The 16,117-nt window shown below is 35.9% G+C and carries 16 protein-coding genes and 1 pseudogene; 5 read left to right on the forward strand and 12 right to left on the reverse strand.

Annotated features, from left to right (window positions below; translation table 11 throughout):
* The first annotated feature begins 40 nt into the window (after window positions 1-40).
* Window positions 41-415: a winged helix-turn-helix transcriptional regulator gene (locus AC0KUU_RS11290; protein WP_043981844.1), complete on the forward strand. Its 375-nt coding sequence runs from the start codon at window positions 41-43 to the stop codon at window positions 413-415.
* A gap of 214 nt (window positions 416-629) precedes the next feature.
* On the opposite strand, the gene AC0KUU_RS11295 is transcribed toward AC0KUU_RS11290, so the two are convergent.
* From AC0KUU_RS11295 to AC0KUU_RS11310, 4 genes and pseudogenes are all read right to left on the reverse strand, one after another.
* Window positions 630-1,103 (reverse strand): hypothetical protein, encoded by a 474-nt coding sequence (locus AC0KUU_RS11295; RefSeq protein WP_043981843.1) that lies wholly within the window; start codon window positions 1,101-1,103, stop codon window positions 630-632.
* Between the two features lie 139 nt (window positions 1,104-1,242).
* A pseudogene (locus AC0KUU_RS11300) lies at window positions 1,243-1,365 on the reverse strand (TetR-like C-terminal domain-containing protein); the annotation flags it as partial.
* A 201-nt stretch (window positions 1,366-1,566) separates the two neighbouring features.
* A complete protein-coding gene (locus AC0KUU_RS11305; RefSeq protein WP_043981842.1) occupies window positions 1,567-1,962 on the reverse strand; it encodes a cupin domain-containing protein in 396 nt (131 codons plus the stop codon).
* Between the two features lie 17 nt (window positions 1,963-1,979).
* The gene (locus AC0KUU_RS11310; RefSeq protein ID WP_043981841.1) at window positions 1,980-2,300 is read right to left on the reverse strand and encodes a carboxymuconolactone decarboxylase family protein; all 321 of its coding nucleotides are present in this window, start codon (window positions 2,298-2,300) and stop codon (window positions 1,980-1,982) included.
* Window positions 2,301-2,544: 244 nt separating this feature from the next.
* On the opposite strand from AC0KUU_RS11310, the gene AC0KUU_RS11315 reads away from it, so the two are divergent.
* Entirely contained in the window at window positions 2,545-2,949 is a 405-nt protein-coding gene (locus AC0KUU_RS11315; protein WP_043981840.1) for a MerR family transcriptional regulator, read from the forward strand.
* A gap of 173 nt (window positions 2,950-3,122) precedes the next feature.
* Here AC0KUU_RS11315 and AC0KUU_RS11320 read toward each other — a convergent pair whose 3' ends face one another.
* The 4 genes from AC0KUU_RS11320 to AC0KUU_RS11335 all read right to left on the reverse strand — a co-directional run bounded on the left by AC0KUU_RS11320 (window position 3,123) and on the right by AC0KUU_RS11335 (window position 6,844).
* Window positions 3,123-3,884 carry a class I SAM-dependent methyltransferase gene (locus tag AC0KUU_RS11320; protein ID WP_043981839.1) on the reverse strand — a complete coding sequence of 254 codons (762 nt, stop codon included), beginning with the start codon at window positions 3,882-3,884 and terminating at the stop codon, window positions 3,123-3,125.
* Window positions 3,885-4,110: 226 nt separating this feature from the next.
* Window positions 4,111-4,929, reverse strand: a complete 819-nt coding sequence (locus AC0KUU_RS11325) for a mechanosensitive ion channel family protein (RefSeq protein ID WP_043981838.1) — start codon at window positions 4,927-4,929, stop codon at window positions 4,111-4,113.
* 229 nt (window positions 4,930-5,158) lie between these two features.
* Entirely contained in the window at window positions 5,159-6,187 is a 1,029-nt protein-coding gene (locus AC0KUU_RS11330; protein WP_043981837.1) for a serine hydrolase domain-containing protein, read from the reverse strand.
* Between the two features lie 87 nt (window positions 6,188-6,274).
* Window positions 6,275-6,844, reverse strand: a complete 570-nt coding sequence (locus AC0KUU_RS11335) for a MarR family winged helix-turn-helix transcriptional regulator (RefSeq protein ID WP_043981836.1) — start codon at window positions 6,842-6,844, stop codon at window positions 6,275-6,277.
* A gap of 260 nt (window positions 6,845-7,104) precedes the next feature.
* Here AC0KUU_RS11335 and lgt point away from each other — a divergent pair, with 260 nt between their 5' ends.
* The 3 genes from lgt to AC0KUU_RS11350 all read left to right on the forward strand — a co-directional run bounded on the left by lgt (window position 7,105) and on the right by AC0KUU_RS11350 (window position 10,684).
* Entirely contained in the window at window positions 7,105-7,920 is an 816-nt protein-coding gene (gene lgt / locus AC0KUU_RS11340; protein ID WP_043981835.1) for a prolipoprotein diacylglyceryl transferase, read from the forward strand.
* Between the two features lie 281 nt (window positions 7,921-8,201).
* On the forward strand, window positions 8,202-9,248 hold the full coding sequence (locus tag AC0KUU_RS11345; protein WP_043981834.1) for a YeiH family protein: 1,047 nt from the start codon (window positions 8,202-8,204) through the stop codon (window positions 9,246-9,248).
* Window positions 9,249-9,724: 476 nt separating this feature from the next.
* Window positions 9,725-10,684, forward strand: a complete 960-nt coding sequence (locus AC0KUU_RS11350; RefSeq protein WP_322551947.1) for an aldolase catalytic domain-containing protein — start codon at window positions 9,725-9,727, stop codon at window positions 10,682-10,684.
* A 147-nt stretch (window positions 10,685-10,831) separates the two neighbouring features.
* Here the strand turns inward: AC0KUU_RS11350 and AC0KUU_RS11355 are convergent, their stop codons facing one another.
* From AC0KUU_RS11355 to AC0KUU_RS11370, 4 genes are all read right to left on the reverse strand, one after another.
* Window positions 10,832-11,167: a L,D-transpeptidase gene (locus tag AC0KUU_RS11355; protein ID WP_013082624.1), complete on the reverse strand. Its 336-nt coding sequence runs from the start codon at window positions 11,165-11,167 to the stop codon at window positions 10,832-10,834.
* A gap of 119 nt (window positions 11,168-11,286) precedes the next feature.
* Entirely contained in the window at window positions 11,287-12,549 is a 1,263-nt protein-coding gene (locus tag AC0KUU_RS11360) for a glycoside hydrolase family 18 protein (protein WP_043981832.1), read from the reverse strand.
* A 498-nt stretch (window positions 12,550-13,047) separates the two neighbouring features.
* Entirely contained in the window at window positions 13,048-14,376 is a 1,329-nt protein-coding gene (locus tag AC0KUU_RS11365) for an MFS transporter (protein WP_116733229.1), read from the reverse strand.
* A gap of 112 nt (window positions 14,377-14,488) precedes the next feature.
* Complete coding sequence (locus AC0KUU_RS11370; RefSeq protein ID WP_043981830.1) at window positions 14,489-15,877, reverse strand: aminotransferase-like domain-containing protein; 1,389 nt, start codon at window positions 15,875-15,877, stop codon at window positions 14,489-14,491.
* Window positions 15,878-16,117: the final 240 nt, after the last annotated feature.

Here is a 16,117-nt window from a genome sequence, read left to right on the forward strand (position 1 = left end):
AAGAAGGCACAATTTTGTTACTAGCCATTGAGGTGAAAAAATGTCAGACTTTAAAAGTGATCAATACGGTCCTTGTACGTTAACTGTAAAGCGTGCTTGTCCAATTGAGTTAACGATGCATATGATGGGTGGTAAATGGAAAGGTATTATTTTATCTTTGTTATCAAAATCACCCATGTATTATAATGCAATGCGCCGTGAAATACCGGGTATTACCCAGCGTATCCTTACACTGCAGCTTAGGGATATGGAAAAAAAAGGATTGATTAAAAGAGAAGAAACAAACGATAACCCTAAAAGGGTTTTATATTATTTAACAGATCTTGGAGAAAGTTTTGTTCCAATACTAAATTCTTTAGAGAAGTGGGGCAATGCTTATATAAGTCAGCAGGAAGAAGAATTAAAAAAATTGTAACGTTTTAAATAAACTCCTTAAATATATTTTATTTCTTTTTAATGACGCCTTGTTTTTTTATAATGTAAGTACTTAATTAAGTAGTATCCGCGAAACTATATTAACTTGAAAATGCAAACTTATTCAATGAGAAAAACCTTTACCATGGCGGTAAAGGCTCTTCCTATGCTCTTCCCTAATGGGAATCTCTTGTTATCTTTATCTCTATTTTTCATTAAGGTCTATGAAAATTGACTGTTTTCTCGTCATCTCCTGTTCGTTCAAACCATCCTCTAAAAGCCCAGTTATCATAACCTCCATCGCCTTCATTAATAAATGTTCCTTCTTCAAATACCCAGACACCATAGGTAATACCATCATAATCTACGGTGTCAAAATATTGAACACCTTGTAATTGATCTGAATTATACCCTTGGCTCAAATTCATAACCATTACATTGTATCGTTGACCTGATTCAAAGAATGCTTTTTCCATTGCTCCCTTGACGAAACCACTTCGATTGTCGGCTGTTTTAGCCGCATCTGCAATCGCTTGTCCTATGGCTACGGGATCAACTGTTACGTCTCCTCCAACTTCTGCAGCCTCTGCAGAGCCTGCAGAACCTCCTAAATTCGGTAGAGCTAATGGCGTCGCTAACACAGCTAAACCTACGGCAGAAGCTACAACAGCTTGTTTCGCTTTTCTCATTTGATCTCCTCCTATTTTTAGGTGATTCTTAGAACATTTACCCTTTATTACCAAATTAAAACAAAAAAAGATATTATAATTAAGAATGGGAGATGGATAATTTTATTCTTCTAAAGCTTTTGTCCAACCAAACCTAAGTTTATAAGTTTCTTTCTAAAAGCTCTCCTGCTTTTTCTGCCATTTCTCTCGGTGAATATGGCTTTTCATTTTTGAGCCACCACTCAACTACGCTGACGTACACATTAGCAACAAATTCAGCAAGTAATAATTCATTTAGTTTTACATACAGCTTTTCTCTTTATAAATCTTTTTTGATCTTTACTCACGGGTGTTACCAATCGATTTGTTTCTTATCGCTGAAAAGCTTTTCATTGGGTTCTTCAGAGCCAATTGCTGCTAGCCATAAAATGAAAAGCGAGTAATCATGTGACCAGTTTCTTAAAACGGCATATATACGTTATGCTTATAGCTTATTAAACCATTCATCATCAACAGGTTCTAGCCATTCTGTTTCTCCTGGTGTCATTGCTAAGTGCACAAACCAGCTATCCTTTGTGGCGCCATGCCAATGTTTCACATTTGGTGGGATGTTCACGACATCACCTTTTTTTATTAACTGTGCTGCTTTACCTTCTTCTTGATACCAGCCTTCTCCACCTGTTACTAATAATACTTGTCCAACTTTATGAGAATGCCAGTTATTACGAGATCCTGGAGCAAAAGTTACATTTCCAATAGATGTGTTAAGCGGCTTTTCGTCTGTAAATACCATTTTTAAATAGGCGTTTCCACTAAAATTGGCTTCCACTTTTTGTCCTAGTGGAAAGATTGTGCTATTACTTAATTCTTCATGCTTCATATTTCTTCTCTCTCCTTTTAAGCGTTATAAATTTTTTTAGCAATATTAAAAGCAGACCATGCTTTGGGCCACCCTGCATAAAACGAAAGATGAGTAATCACTTCTACAATTTCGTCTTTGGTTACTCCGTTTTTCTTTGCTTTTTGAAGATGCGGCGTTAATTGCTCAAAGTTTCCACCCGCAATTAAGGAAGAAACTGTAATCATACTTCGATCACGCGGAGATAACTCTTTCTCTCGCGCCCATACTTCGCCAAACAAAACATCATCATTAAGCTCAGCAAACTTTGGAGCAAATCCCCCTAACAGCTCTCGTCCTGCGGTTTGTTTTTCCGGCATCTCTCTCTCATCCTTTCTTTCTATTTTGATCGTTACAACAGATGTAGTATAAGACTTAAACTTAGGTTTAAGTCAACAAGAGAATGTCGATGTTTTAAGAAGAAATTCATTATTGACTTAAAGTCGACTTTAAATGATAAGTTCAATAGATATAAGGAGACAATACTAAAGAAAAAACAATTATATATAACCGACTTTAAGCATTCAGTATTAGTCCAAATAAATGATAGAAAAGGTGAATACGATGGCTTATTCAATTGGAGAATTTGCAAAAATCCTTGGCGTAACAGCAAGTTCCCTCAGATATTATGAAAGACAAGGTTTGCTTACACCTAATCGGGATGAGAATAATTTACGAAGATATACGGATGATGATATTGAATGGGCGAAGTTTCTCCTCCATTTAAAACGTTCAGGCATGTTAATAACAGAGTTAAAACAATACACTAAATGGCGTGCAATAGGTGATAAAACAATACAAGAGAGATTACATCTACTTGAAAACCGCAAACACCTTGTACAACAGGAAATACAAACTTTACAACAGAGTCTAGACATTTTAAATCGTAAAATTGAATTTTATAACGATCGGTTAAGAGGCGAATTATATGATTTTGTTCTTTATCCAAATGAAGAATCAAACTCATAACATAAGACAATAGAAAACTTTTTCTATTGTCTTATGTTTAGGTGGAAATCTCTTTTCTAAAATGTATTTTTTTAATCTATTCGGCTAGTATAGGAATGAACAAAATTGCTTGTCCCCTTTTGATCGTCTGTTAGAAAAAGTTGAGGTAATTCATTCAACATGATAACCAACTATTATTTAATGGATTTAGTTGCAATATAACAAGGCATATATTCAGTGATTTTCCCTTTGTGGTGATGATCTTCATAAAGAGCTTGTAGAGTGAATCCAGCTTTTAGCTGTCCACCAATTTGAGTTTCTAAAGAATGACTAAACTGTACACCGCCGTTCTTTATAAGTTCTTCATCATTTTCTATCGTACTTTTAGTTCCGTCATAAGGTAATTTATGAACCACTTGTAATTCTTTCTCATCTTCTCCAAATAAATAGAGAGCAGGGTTTGCAAAGCCAGATAGCAGAACGCCACCTTTTTTAAGAACTCTAAAACATTCTTGCCAAACGTGTTCAACATCTTGAATATAGCAGTTTGATACGGGATTAAAAATCATATCGAACGTCTCATCTTCAAAGGGAAATGTCTTACTCATATCGCCTTTAACTAAATCAATAGAATAGCCTTCTCTAGCGGACACCATTTTTTCTAATTCTAATTGTTTATCAGAGTAGTCAAACACTGTAACTTCTGCATGCTGCGCTGCAAAGACTGGGCATTGCTGTCCTCCTCCACTAGCAAGTCCCAATATTTTTGCTTTTTTAAATGGAATAAACCAGTTATGTGGAACAGGCTTACAAGGTGTTAAGTAAATATCAAAAATACCTTGAGTTGCATCTGCAAAATCTTGATGATTAATAGCTAATGACCATTCTCCTCCAGCTGAAGCCCACTCATCCCACATTTTGGAGTTGATTTTTGTATAATTAGCTTTTTGTGACATAGTTACTCCCCCTTTATCTCTTTTAGTATTTTGTTTAATTTTACCATATCGCTAGAAGAATAATTTAGATGTACTAATTAATTTTTTCTGTTTCAGATAATTAATCTGTACTGGAGAAGTACTTAATAGATATTTTTTAAAATAAAAACACCCTTTTAAAAAATTAAAAGGGTGTTTTTATCTTAAGTATAAAAGCTTGTATATAAATAAGATACGAGTTTTATTTTTAATGGCTTGTCTCGAAGCTTTCAGCCATCATTAGATCATTTTTGTAGGCAGCCATTGCGAGTTCATATCTCACCTTTTGACCCGCTTCTACAAAATCAGCTTCCTTCACAAGGCCTGATACTGAATATTGGTGACCTTTAAAATCTACGTTCAGTTCAGTAATTTGATTGAATTGAAAGCTCTCTATAGGAATTCCATTCACATCTTTCAACAAATACTGGCCATATTTCTCGTTACATGTTTGTGCTACTTGCTCCATTACTTTGAAGGCATCTTCCGGATTTTGTCTATAGTTGAGAATAAGACTTTCATTTACCCGGCGTCTTCCTCGGGTTCCATTCTGAAGTTCCGTAATGTTGCTATATGAGACGGTATAGAGGTAGCCGTCATACTGACGAATCTTTAAGTAGCGCATGGTGATTTCTTCTATTTTTCCTTGGCGGTTTCCGTTGAGAATAACATAATCTCCGTGATGGATCTGACGTTCAAACAGGTAAGTCAGTCCCATTATATAATCACGGATAATATGCTGGAGGATTATTGCCAAGGCACTGGCCAACACTACTGAACTAGTGAGTATCTTTCCAAAGTCAAAGAAATGGCTAAGCACATAAATAAAGAAAAAAGCCAGGCCTACTACTCTTGTCACCTGATTAGAAAAATGCATTAAGGTTTCTTCTCGTTTTTCATCTAAAAAGCTCGTTTTATCAAAGAAAAGCTTAATGAATTTGCGAATAAAATAAACGATAAGTATAATCAGCAGCGCTACCGTTAAAACCTTTACGGGAAACTGCTGGAAGAATTCAGTGAAAACCAACTTACCCACTCCTTATTTCTAACACTATACCAAAAGAATGTACGTAAAGACAAAAATCTTCTGTTCTTCATAAACCTTAATGATAATAGCACGGTTTCATCAAAAAAAGAAGCGGTATCTATGCTTTTTGAAGGTCGGTATATTGATGATAATCTCTCAATTAATTGATATTAAAGGGGTGAGGTGAACTTTAATAGACTAATTTTCTTCGTTATTTTGTAGACTATTCTTATATATCTTTTGACTTTTGCAGACTTTCTAATAAAGACATTCCTATATGTTCATCATTATTTCTACCTAATCTATAATTAGCTAAAACGACGGACGCAACTTTATTTTCTTTATCAATCCCTAAAAATGAGCTGAAGCATCCTGTTCCACCGCCGTGCAACACTACATTATTATTTTTCTTTAAAAGCAACCATCCAAGACCCATATCAAATTTCTTTATTCCATTACCGTGTTTTTTATGACAAGAAGAAAGATATGGTTTATCTTCGTACATATTTATTTTTGCGTATTTAAGTAAATCTTCAGCCGTTGAGGATACTGCCCCCGCAGGTGATATAAAGTTTTCTTTGTCCCACTGCCAGTTGCCGCAATCATTATTTTTGCGGTCATAGCCCTGTAAATTATTGTGTGAAGTGCCTAAACAAGTATCCTTTAGTCCAAGCTCATTATGAAGAAAGTCATTCATAGTGTCCCAATATCCTTTGCCTGAGACAGTTCCTAACACATACCCAATAAGTGAAATACCGAAATTAGAATATTTCCATGAATAATCTACTTCTTTCAATTTAGTTCTTTCAATTAGCATTTTCATTTTGTTAAAATCCATATGCAACGGATTATTTTTGTTCAAATCACTTCCGCCAAAAATCAAACCTAAAATTATTTTAAAATATTCTCGTTTATTTAAAGGTAAGCTTCCTGAATATCCAGAAGAGTGAGTAGCGAGGCGGAGCAATGTAGGATAATACGTATCTTCTTTAAGTTCTTTTATGTATTTTTGTATAGAGTCGTTTAACGACACCTTGTTTTCAAATATGTATTTTGATAACAGCGATACAGTGAAAGTTTTCGTAATAGAACCAATTTCATAATGATATTTTTTTGCCGAGTCAATTTCACCGCTTTCATTATAGACTTTTATAATAGACTGATTGTCCGTTAAGTAGCCAACGGTTAGTTTCAAGTGCTTTTTTCCTTTACAGGTTTTATTAATTAATCGTAATGTTTCATCGCTGATTTCAAACATAATGATTGCTCTCCCTTATCCTTTATTTTTAAAATTTTAAAAGGATTAATCGATATGCTTTAAGTTAGATTAGCTTATCCAGTTTTTTTATATATTCTTTCTCATATTATCAATTGCTTGAACTCTTCGACTTTCAAGCTCCCTTATTACTCTAAACTGTAATTCATTGTGATCATCATCCATTTTGATGTTGCCTTCTTCTTCAAATCCATCATGTTCTTCCCCATCGAAGCTATAGAGTTTCTTTAAAAGCTTCCACATTATTTCCAACTCTTCAGTTGAGAACTTTTTAAAAAGTTCTTCCAAAAAGAAAATTCCTTTTTCTGAGACAACAAGCAGTGCTTCTTTTCCCGCTTTCGTAATTTTTACGTTAACTGCACGCTTGTCTTTACTGCTAGGAACTACGTCAACATAACCCTTCTTTTCCATAATGGTAATCAACTGTTTGACGCTTTGTTTTGTAGTTCCTAATTTTCTAGCAATATTATTCAACGTTGTTTCATCTTCAGGTAAATGTGCAATTGCCACCATCGCCATATGCTGTCTTGATGTTAAAAGTTCAAGAGATTTATCACCTTTTACTTGAATTTTATTTGCCAGAGAAAATAAGGTAGCGTAAGTTTGCTGCATCAAGAAAAGCTCTTTATAAATATCCATATTCACCCTCCATTTTAGACAGTATATTGTCTAAAATGAGGATAGTACATTTTGGTAATTAAGTCAATATACTGTCTATTTTAATTTTGACTATTCTAAGGAGATTATTCTGTTACACTAAAGTAGGCAAAGAAATCATGATCGTTCGTAAGCAAAAGTTGTCCTTTCTTTATCCAATTAGATATACTAAAAAGGCACTCCAATTTAATACTGCTCTTAAAAAATGTAAGAAAATCGATATGAAGTAAAGGAGAAAAGACATGAACCAACACACACAACCTTTAAGCTCTATCGCCTTCCATCTTGGTCCACTTGAAGTCCATTGGTATGGAATTATCATAGGAATAGGCGCTTTCTTAGGCTTCTTGTTAGCCTCGAAAGAAGGAAAGAAACGAGGGATCTCTTCAGAAACCATCTCTGATTTACTTCTGCTAGCACTACCCATTGCTATCATTACTGCTCGAATTTACTACGTACTTTTTGAATGGAGTTATTATAAAGACCACCCAGGCGAAATTATAGCAATTTGGCATGGAGGCATAGCTATTCACGGTGGAATTATTGGCTCTGTATTAACAGCTATATGGTTTTGCAGAAAAAAGAATCTTTCTTTTTGGAAAATGACTGATGTTTTAGCTCCTAGCTTATTATTAGGCCAAGCTATTGGCCGGTGGGGAAACTTCATGAATCAAGAAGCACACGGCGGACCTGTTACACGTCAGTTCTTAGAAGCTTTACATTTGCCTGATTTTATTATTAACCAAATGTATATAAATGGAACTTACTATCATCCTACGTTTCTCTATGAATCACTTTGGAACATAATAGGTGTGCTTGTCCTAATCGTACTAAGAAAATCCTTGTTAAAAAGAGGCGAAGTCTTTCTTACTTACCTGCTATGGTATTCGATAGGAAGATTTTTTATAGAAGGACTGCGTACAGATAGCTTAATGTTAACCTCTCATATCAGAATAGCTCAATTAGTTTCTTTCCTTTGTGTGCTAGGCAGCTTGATTCTGCTATGGTATAGACGCAAAAAAGGCTTAGCAACTAGTAAGGCTGTCTTTCTCTCATAAGAACCGATATTTTTATGCAGTTTTGTAAAATTAGTAGTTGATGGACTATGTTTCAGATATCAAAACGTGTAATGAGAAATAAAAAACCAATAAAAGCAGCAAGTTGATTTTCAGTGAATCTGAAGATCAACTTGCTGCTTTTACGCATTAGTTATTAATATTTTTAATCTAAACTATGATTTATATATATTTTACTAATAATAAATCGTCTTTTATAGTTAAGGTATACACTTCTTGTGTGAAGCTGCACTTGATAAGAATTCATATTGGAGATGAAATGTATGATAAATATAAATAAAGCCCAAAAACGGACTCTATTCCCACGAACAAATGCCCAGACGTCACCTAATGTTTTTTTATGGGCTGAAGGAATTGCTTTTACTTTTCTTTTTGCTTTACTTGCTTATGGCTTAGCGAAATTCCCGGGGTTTAATCATATCGGTCCACTAGCCTGTTCAATTATAATGGCAGTCATTTATCGTCAAATTTTGGGGTACCCTGAAAAAATAAGATCTGGAATTGAATTTTCTTCTAAAAAGCTGTTACGCTATGCCATCATTTTATATGGCCTAAAGCTTAATATTGATGTTGTTATTCATCACGGATTAGGATTGTTGCTTCACGATGTGGGAACGGCTTTATTTGCAATTGTTTTAACGGTTTTTCTAGCCAAATGGATGAAGGCTGATAGCGGTTTATCCCTTCTTTTAGGGATAGGAACAGGAATATGCGGTGCTGCAGCTATCGCAGCTGTTTCTCCAATTATAAAAGCAAAAGAAGAAGATACAGCTATCGGAGCTGGTGTTATTGCTTTAGTGGGAACCCTATTTGCGATTGGATATACCATTTTAAGACCTTATATACATTTAACAAATATTCAATATGGAATTTGGTCAGGCGTTGGCCTCCATGAAATTGCCCATGTAGCTCTAGCGGCAGCACCGGCTGGACGCGATGCCCTAGCTATTGGCCTGTTGGCCAAGTTAGGCAGAGTGCTCTTACTTGTGCCATTAAGCTTTATCTTAATGTACTGGATGAAGCGAACAGGAAAAATTGAAAAGGATACTAAGATTGAATTCCCTTGGTTTTTAATAGGTTTTATAATCATGAGTATTTTTGGGAGTTATGTCGTTGGTAAGCACCTTATAATACCTAAAACGATCATGGATGATATTTCAACTCTAACTACCTTTCTTTTAACAATGGCTATGGTCGGGCTAGGGTTAAATGTAAGTTTGAAGGCTCTTCGAACAAAAGCATTAAAGCCGTTGATTGCGATGTTTATTACCTCTATACTCTTATCATTTCTTACGTTTTGGACGATGTAAAGACAAGTAAATTAAAATGATTAAGTAACAGCTACTACTTCCTATACAACTGTTAATGCGAAAAAAGTTTCTTATTTCTCAGGTTTTAAATCTCTTCCCAAATTTATGGATTAATTATAGAGAAATCTAAACCTATAACCTAGATACTAATGGCAGTTCCCTCCCTAATAAACGTTTTCAATTAAAAAACAATCTTTATTGCAGTAAGTAGTGATGTAATAAAGGTTGTGTTTGTATATACTAGGGGTTGTAGTGCTGGACTTGGTGTTGTTTTAAGAGCATCAAGCGGATAAAAAGCCGAAGCATCTCCTACCATGAAATGCAGTAAAGCAGTGAAACATTTAGAAAATACATTGACGCCCCTGAATCAGTCATGGTATAAACACAATAGGAGAGTTTAGCACTTAAAAGCATAAAAGCGATAAAGTTTAAAACAATATTTATATAAATAGAATACATAGGAGGAAACAACTACCATGGGACATAATAGCAAAATTATAGACTGTACCATTCGTGACGGAGGTTTAATTAATAATTGGGATTTTAGCGTTGGATTTGTGCAAGACTTATATAACGGCCTAAGCGCAGCCGGCGTTGAATACATGGAGATCGGTTATAAAAATTCACCTAAGCTTCTTCAAGCAACTGAGCCCAATCCATGGAGATTTCTTGACGATAACTTTCTCAAAGAAATTATCCCTGAGAAAAAGTTCACGAAGCTATCTGCCTTAGTAGATATTGGGCGTGTAGATCCAAATGACATTCTGCCACGTGAACAAAGTATGTTAGATATGATTCGAGTGGCATGCTATATCCGCGAAGTAGATAAAGGCTTAGAGCTTATAAAAATGTTTCATGATTTGGGCTATGAGACCTCACTTAACATTATGGCACTATCTAGCGTACCGGAAAATCAGCTTATTGAAGCATTTGAAATGGTAAAGAAAAGCCCTGTAGATGTTGTATATATCGTTGACTCCTTTGGAAGCCTAGAACCTGCGGATATTGAGCATCAAGTGAAAAAGTTTCAAGCCATGATTCCTAGCAAACAGCTTGGGATCCATACCCATAACAACATGCAGCTAGCTTTTGCTAATACATTAACTGCAATGCGCAGTGGCGTTACATTCCTTGATTCATCTGTTTATGGTATGGGCCGTGCAGCTGGTAACTGTAACACAGAGCTGCTTGTTAGCTACATCCCAAAACCAAGCTATGAAATGAAGCCGATTCTTGGCGTAATTGAAAAACATATGCTTGAAATGCGTCAAAAGTGGGAATGGGGCTATATCATTCCTTACATGATTTCTGGTGTACTGAATGAACATCCACGTGTTGCTATGGCTTACCGTGATAGCGAGGATCGTGACAAATTCGTAGATTTTTATGACAAAGTGACATCTCCAGAAGTTACTACGTCTCCATCATCAAAATAAGTTAAAATGCTAAAAGTACCTCTGTTAATCGGGGTACTTTTTTGTTTTTGTACAAAAAGCCCATGATTGTATAGCATCTACTTAAACTTTGATACCCTCGATCTCGACAATTAGCTAAATGTAAACAGTCGTGCTCTTCTTAAACTATTATTTATGTATGTAAACCGGCGTTCCAATGGGAACTACAGAGGAAAGTTCTAGAATATCTTCATTGTCCATTCTGACACATCCATGTGACATATCTCTGCCAATAGAAGCTGGATCATTAGTCCCGTGTATTCCATATGTAGGTTTTGATAGTCCCATCCATAAGGGACCAAATACAGCTGGAGGGGTAGTATCTTTATTAATGATTTTAAATTTTCCAGTTGGAGTTGGCGTAATCATTTTCCCTACAGCAATAGGATATGTCTTTACTAATTTAGCTCCATCATATAGTTTTAATTGATGCTGCTTTATTGAGACATCTATCCTTTTTGCCATGGCAGTACCTCCAACTTCTTATAAGTTACTATAAATAGAATTTTTTTATTGTTAACCACGTATATCGAATAACTGTTAACTGAAAAATATCTAAATTAATCCATAAAAACTAATGCTATTTATACCGTTCTAATAGTGAAAAATTTTTTTAAAAGCCAAGGCCCTGGCGTAAATCCAAGTGTTAATTGCCAAGCTCCTATTGCTTGCAAACCAAATTTACGAACTAACACCATTTTTTCACTCATGCTTCTTACATCTTCAAACCATACTTCATGCATCTGTCCCGCTTGATCTCTATACTGAAAAAATGGCGATTTGTACTCTTTTGAATATTGGATAGGCGACTGATATCTCATCGCTGTTTTAATCGCATCTTGATTGGATATAGCAGATGCTACTGTGCCGGGCTTGTAAGGAATTGACCAGTTATATCCATACAAAGGGACTCCAATGATAAGCTTTCTTCGCGGAACACTTTTTATCGCAAATTCTATTGTTTTTTTTACTTCAGTAATAGGTGCAACAGGCCCTGGTTCGCTGCCTGCATGATGCCAATCATATGCCATAATGAACATATAGTTAACAACGGCACCTATTCCACCGTAATCATATCCTTTTAACCAAGGAATATCTTCGCTTGTCTTCGCTGGAACCGCTATGGTCAGCACGTATCCGGCAGGTTTTAAACGTTCACCCAGCTGACGTAAAAATCCTGTAAAAAGATCTCTATCCTCGGCCTTTACACGTTCAAAATCAATATTCACCCCGCCGTAGCCTTTTCTAGATACTAAATAAAAAATATTATTAACAAGATTGTTTCTTGCCTGAGGATTATTTAAAACTTGATGGGCAAGATCCGAACTAAACCCTTCAGAAGTTAGATTAGTAATCGTAACTAACGGTGTAACTCGGTTTTTCCAAGTCGTTTCAATTGCTACTAAATCGTTTAAATCATTCATAATATCTCCATTGCTGCCAAAATGATATTCAAAGATAGAAATGGACGAGGAATAAGTTGCAAAATCAGTAATTAAATCGCGATCTAATTCTGGATTTCGAACGGCATAATACTCCAGTGTACCTGCAATATAGTCTGATATATTAGGGATTTTCATTTTCATTCCCACCTGCAAATAATTATAATGGACTGAAGGATTAGCTCTTTTTAATTGTTCTAAGGATACATAAGCTTTTTTAGCAATACTCCTCATCGTATCACCAGGTTGAACTGTGTATACATAAGAAGCTATAAGTAAGGCTTGACCTGGAACAACATTTGTTTCTTCTAAACCATTTACCCTCCTAAGCTGCGCAATGGGATAATCATATCTACTGCTTATTGAAGACAGGGTATCACCAGGTTGAACTATATGAACAAACATGTTTTCTCCTCCTATGTACTCTTTATCGAATTATGTTTTATTTCGTGACAAGTTTAAAGAAGCCATTCAATAAATGTATATGAGTATTGTTTGTATATATAACTGAGTTAAGTGAGGGGGAACCTCTTTACACACTCCCTCCTCTATTGCGCCCCTCATACGGGTAGAAATGTTCCAAAGATTACATCAAAATCTATATATCATAAACGTATGCTTTTAGCGTGCTTGAAAAAGGGTGGTTATTTGTCGGGTAGGATTACGTTAAGAAATAAAACTATTTTAAACAATATAAACAACGCGGCGATTAATATTAGTCTTAATGAATAATTAAAATCGAAAAACCTTCTCCTCTGTTAGGTAGAAGGTCATTCGTGTAATTGAAATGTCAATGTAGTCTCTGTAAAAAAGAATTCAATTCTTTAAACGGAAGTGGAAGAATACAAGTAAATTTGAGTGACATGATTTATTTCAGAGCCGGGCTTCCATACCGCAGATAAATTAAAGTCCTTGACCTACTTTAACTTTATTTTCACCTGTACTCCTATAAGCCCATATGATAACCGGAATTAATATCAAAGACAGAATTCCTCCACTTAATGATAAAACGGCATAACTTGATTGAGCCACAACCATTCCGGATAAAGCTCCTCCGGAAGCTCCCGCTAAAGCAATTAAAACGTCTATAGTACCTTGTGTTTTCGCACGTGTTAATGGTTCTGTAGCATCCACTATTTGAGCTGTCCCGCTAATTAAACCTAAGTTCCATCCTAATCCAAGTAACGATAGAGCAACCACTAGAAGAACCATTGAATCACTCGGTGCCATAGCTGCTACCAGCCCAGCTAAAAGAAGGATAATTCCTGAAGTAATTGTCATCGCCGTTCGTCCAATTTTATCAATTAAGACCCCTGTAAATAATGAAGGAAGATACATAGAACCAATATGAAAGCCAATTACAACTCCTACTTCAGTTAGCCCGTGGCCATGATGTTTCATGTGCACAGGTGTCATGGTCATGATAGCAACCATTACAATTTGAGTAAGGACCATAACTGTGGCGCCAACAGCCACTCCTTTTTTGTTCGTTGATCGCTCAGTATTTATTAAATTTCTTTGAGCATCACGTTCTTGTTCATTCGCTTCTATTGCTCTTGCAATCAGTAACGGATCCGGACGTAGCATAATATAAAATACAAGACCAGCTACTATATATGCAACTGCTGCTAAAATGAAAGGTCCCGCAAGTGCTGGGGCACCAATAGAAAGAGCAAAATCTCCCATTACATTAACTAAATTCGGACCTGCAACGGCTCCAAATGTAGTGAAAACCATGGCCATACTAACAGCGGTCCCCCGTTGTTTTGCTTTGGCTAAATCTGTTCCTGCATAACGCGCTTGTAGATTAGTAGCTGTTCCTGACCCATAAACGAGGAGCGAAAGAAAAAGAAGAAAAACACTATTAAGAATGGCAGAAAAAATAACACCAATTGCTCCAACTCCCCCTAGAATAAAACCCGTTGTAAGTCCTGCACGACGCCCTTTTTTTTGAGAAAGCTTTCCTACTAACAAAGCAGCTCCTGCAGATCCTAAAGTAAATAGAGCCGTCGGTACTCCTGCATAGGCATCTGTACCAAGCATTTGCTGTGCAATAAGTGCACCGACAGTAACTCCTGCTGCCAATCCTGCACCGCCAAAGATTTGAGAAACACTTACAACAAATAAGGTTCGTTTATATAAAGCTTTTTGTTTCTCTGGTGAATTAACATATTCTTGTAAACAAGTTGATTGGGTGTCTGAAGCTTTTACATGATCCTCGTTTACCATCATAACCTTCCTTTCAGAAAACTCATTTTATTTTTGAAAATATTCTCCCTAGATTTGGATTATCATAACACGCATAAAAAAACCATACAATATTATAATTGTATGGCAAACAATATTATAAATAGTCGTTAAGTAAACGTTTAAGGATAATCAATCCTTGCTCAAGCTCTCCAATCGTTTTCGGTGCACAGACAGCGATCCTTACAGCTCTGTCTGGACAACTGTTTCCCACTACAAAGCGTTCTGCTGCATACACTTGTACGCCCTGCTGCGCAGCTAATGTTTCAAATTCAGCACCTGTAATCTTTTCTGGTAATAGTAACCAACGAAATATACCAGTTTCCATACCTAAACACGTGTAATTTTCTAAATGTTGATTTGCAATTCGATTTCTGAGAATAGCTTGTTGACGATGATTCTCTACTAAGGGTTCAAATTGATTTGACACAATAATACGTGCTGTTAGCTCTGCTAATAATGGTGAAACTGATATATTTAAATTATAAAGTGCTTTTGAAATAGGCTCTTTAAATCGACTAGGCGCTGCTACATATGCTAGTCGTAACCCTGGTGCTATTGATTTTGATAAACTCGCAATATAGATGACTTGTTCTGGTGCATATGATGCCACTGCTGGCATTGGTTGCTCATGATGGAGATGATACGTTGCATCTTCAATAATAAATTGGTCATATTTTTTTGCAATCACGGCAAGCCTTTCTCGGTTTTCAACAGACATACAGCAAGCAGTTGGATTATGGTAGTCTGGTATCAAGTAAATGCCTTTAATATTATCATTTTTACATGCATATTCAAAAGCAGTTGGACTCATTTCATAATTCTTTGATTTTATCGGTACTAATTGTACACTAAGCATAGCTGCAACCGTTTTTAAACCTGGATAAGTGTGATGATCAACCCCGATGCGATCTCCAGGCTGACAAAGACTCGCTAGTATTGCAGCAATTGCATTTTGTCCTCCATTTGCAAATAAAACGTGATCAACTGTTGTTTTGAATCCGCCTCTTCTCATCAGCTTTACAGCTGCATCTTTTTGCCAAAGACTTTCACCTGGCCTCCCATAACTAAACCACTTTTCGTAATCAGTCTCTTGTAGCATATCTTTTAGTTGAAGGAGAAGCGGCTCGTATGAATCATTGTCTGGCAGTGTCGCGCCCATTTCAATTAAGTGGCTAGGCTTTATATCTTCGAGTAAATACGCATTCGATAACGCATCATACGATACGAATGTACCGCTTCCAACAGTAGCACTTAATAAACCCTTTAGCTCGCACACTTTAAATGCTTTTGAAATCGTGCTCAAATTTAAATCTAAATAATCGGCTAGCTCTCTCTGTGGAGGAAGTTTTGTTCCAGGTAATAAAACTCCCTTGATAATATCCTGTTCCAATTGTCCTGCAATGGCTTGGTAAATAGGCTTTCTTGTTTTATCAACAGATGGTTTCCAGCTCATCGGATAGTTTTCAAACGAATTAATCGGCATAGTATCCATCCTTTTTTCACACAATTATATACCTGTACTGTTTATATCACAATTATCATTATTAATAATTTCCAAGAATCTATGGTTTTTGAGACTTGATTATGGTCAATTATTTTAACGATTAAATATAATTGATCATAATTTTCTACACCTTTTTCTCATGTTTCTAAGCCTCTTGTGACACTGCGAAGAAACATTTTTGTCCTACTGCTAAGAGTTAATAGAGGAGAAGCACATGCT

The organism is Priestia sp. ST2 (assembly GCF_055810735.1).

What these genes read in the sequence shown, in the direction of transcription:
- AC0KUU_RS11360 (WP_043981832.1), bottom strand. Translation starts at nt 12,549, where the DNA reads ATGTTTGTTCATATAGTTCAACCTGGTGATACCCTGTCTTCAATAAGC.
- AC0KUU_RS11290 (WP_043981844.1), top strand. Translation starts at nt 41, where the DNA reads ATGTCAGACTTTAAAAGTGATCAATACGGTCCTTGTACGTTAACTGTA.
- AC0KUU_RS11365 (WP_116733229.1), bottom strand. Translation starts at nt 14,376, where the DNA reads ATGATGGTAAACGAGGATCATGTAAAAGCTTCAGACACCCAATCAACT.
- AC0KUU_RS11330 (WP_043981837.1), bottom strand. Translation starts at nt 6,187, where the DNA reads ATGTTTGAAATCAGCGATGAAACATTACGATTAATTAATAAAACCTGT.
- AC0KUU_RS11310 (WP_043981841.1), bottom strand. Translation starts at nt 2,300, where the DNA reads ATGCCGGAAAAACAAACCGCAGGACGAGAGCTGTTAGGGGGATTTGCT.
- AC0KUU_RS11335 (WP_043981836.1), bottom strand. Translation starts at nt 6,844, where the DNA reads ATGGATATTTATAAAGAGCTTTTCTTGATGCAGCAAACTTACGCTACC.
- lgt (WP_043981835.1), top strand. Translation starts at nt 7,105, where the DNA reads ATGAACCAACACACACAACCTTTAAGCTCTATCGCCTTCCATCTTGGT.
- AC0KUU_RS11295 (WP_043981843.1), bottom strand. Translation starts at nt 1,103, where the DNA reads ATGAGAAAAGCGAAACAAGCTGTTGTAGCTTCTGCCGTAGGTTTAGCT.
- AC0KUU_RS11355 (WP_013082624.1), bottom strand. Translation starts at nt 11,167, where the DNA reads ATGGCAAAAAGGATAGATGTCTCAATAAAGCAGCATCAATTAAAACTA.
- AC0KUU_RS11305 (WP_043981842.1), bottom strand. Translation starts at nt 1,962, where the DNA reads ATGAAGCATGAAGAATTAAGTAATAGCACAATCTTTCCACTAGGACAA.
- AC0KUU_RS11345 (WP_043981834.1), top strand. Translation starts at nt 8,202, where the DNA reads ATGATAAATATAAATAAAGCCCAAAAACGGACTCTATTCCCACGAACA.
- AC0KUU_RS11370 (WP_043981830.1), bottom strand. Translation starts at nt 15,877, where the DNA reads ATGCCGATTAATTCGTTTGAAAACTATCCGATGAGCTGGAAACCATCT.
- AC0KUU_RS11350 (WP_322551947.1), top strand. Translation starts at nt 9,725, where the DNA reads ATGGGACATAATAGCAAAATTATAGACTGTACCATTCGTGACGGAGGT.
- AC0KUU_RS11315 (WP_043981840.1), top strand. Translation starts at nt 2,545, where the DNA reads ATGGCTTATTCAATTGGAGAATTTGCAAAAATCCTTGGCGTAACAGCA.
- AC0KUU_RS11320 (WP_043981839.1), bottom strand. Translation starts at nt 3,884, where the DNA reads ATGTCACAAAAAGCTAATTATACAAAAATCAACTCCAAAATGTGGGAT.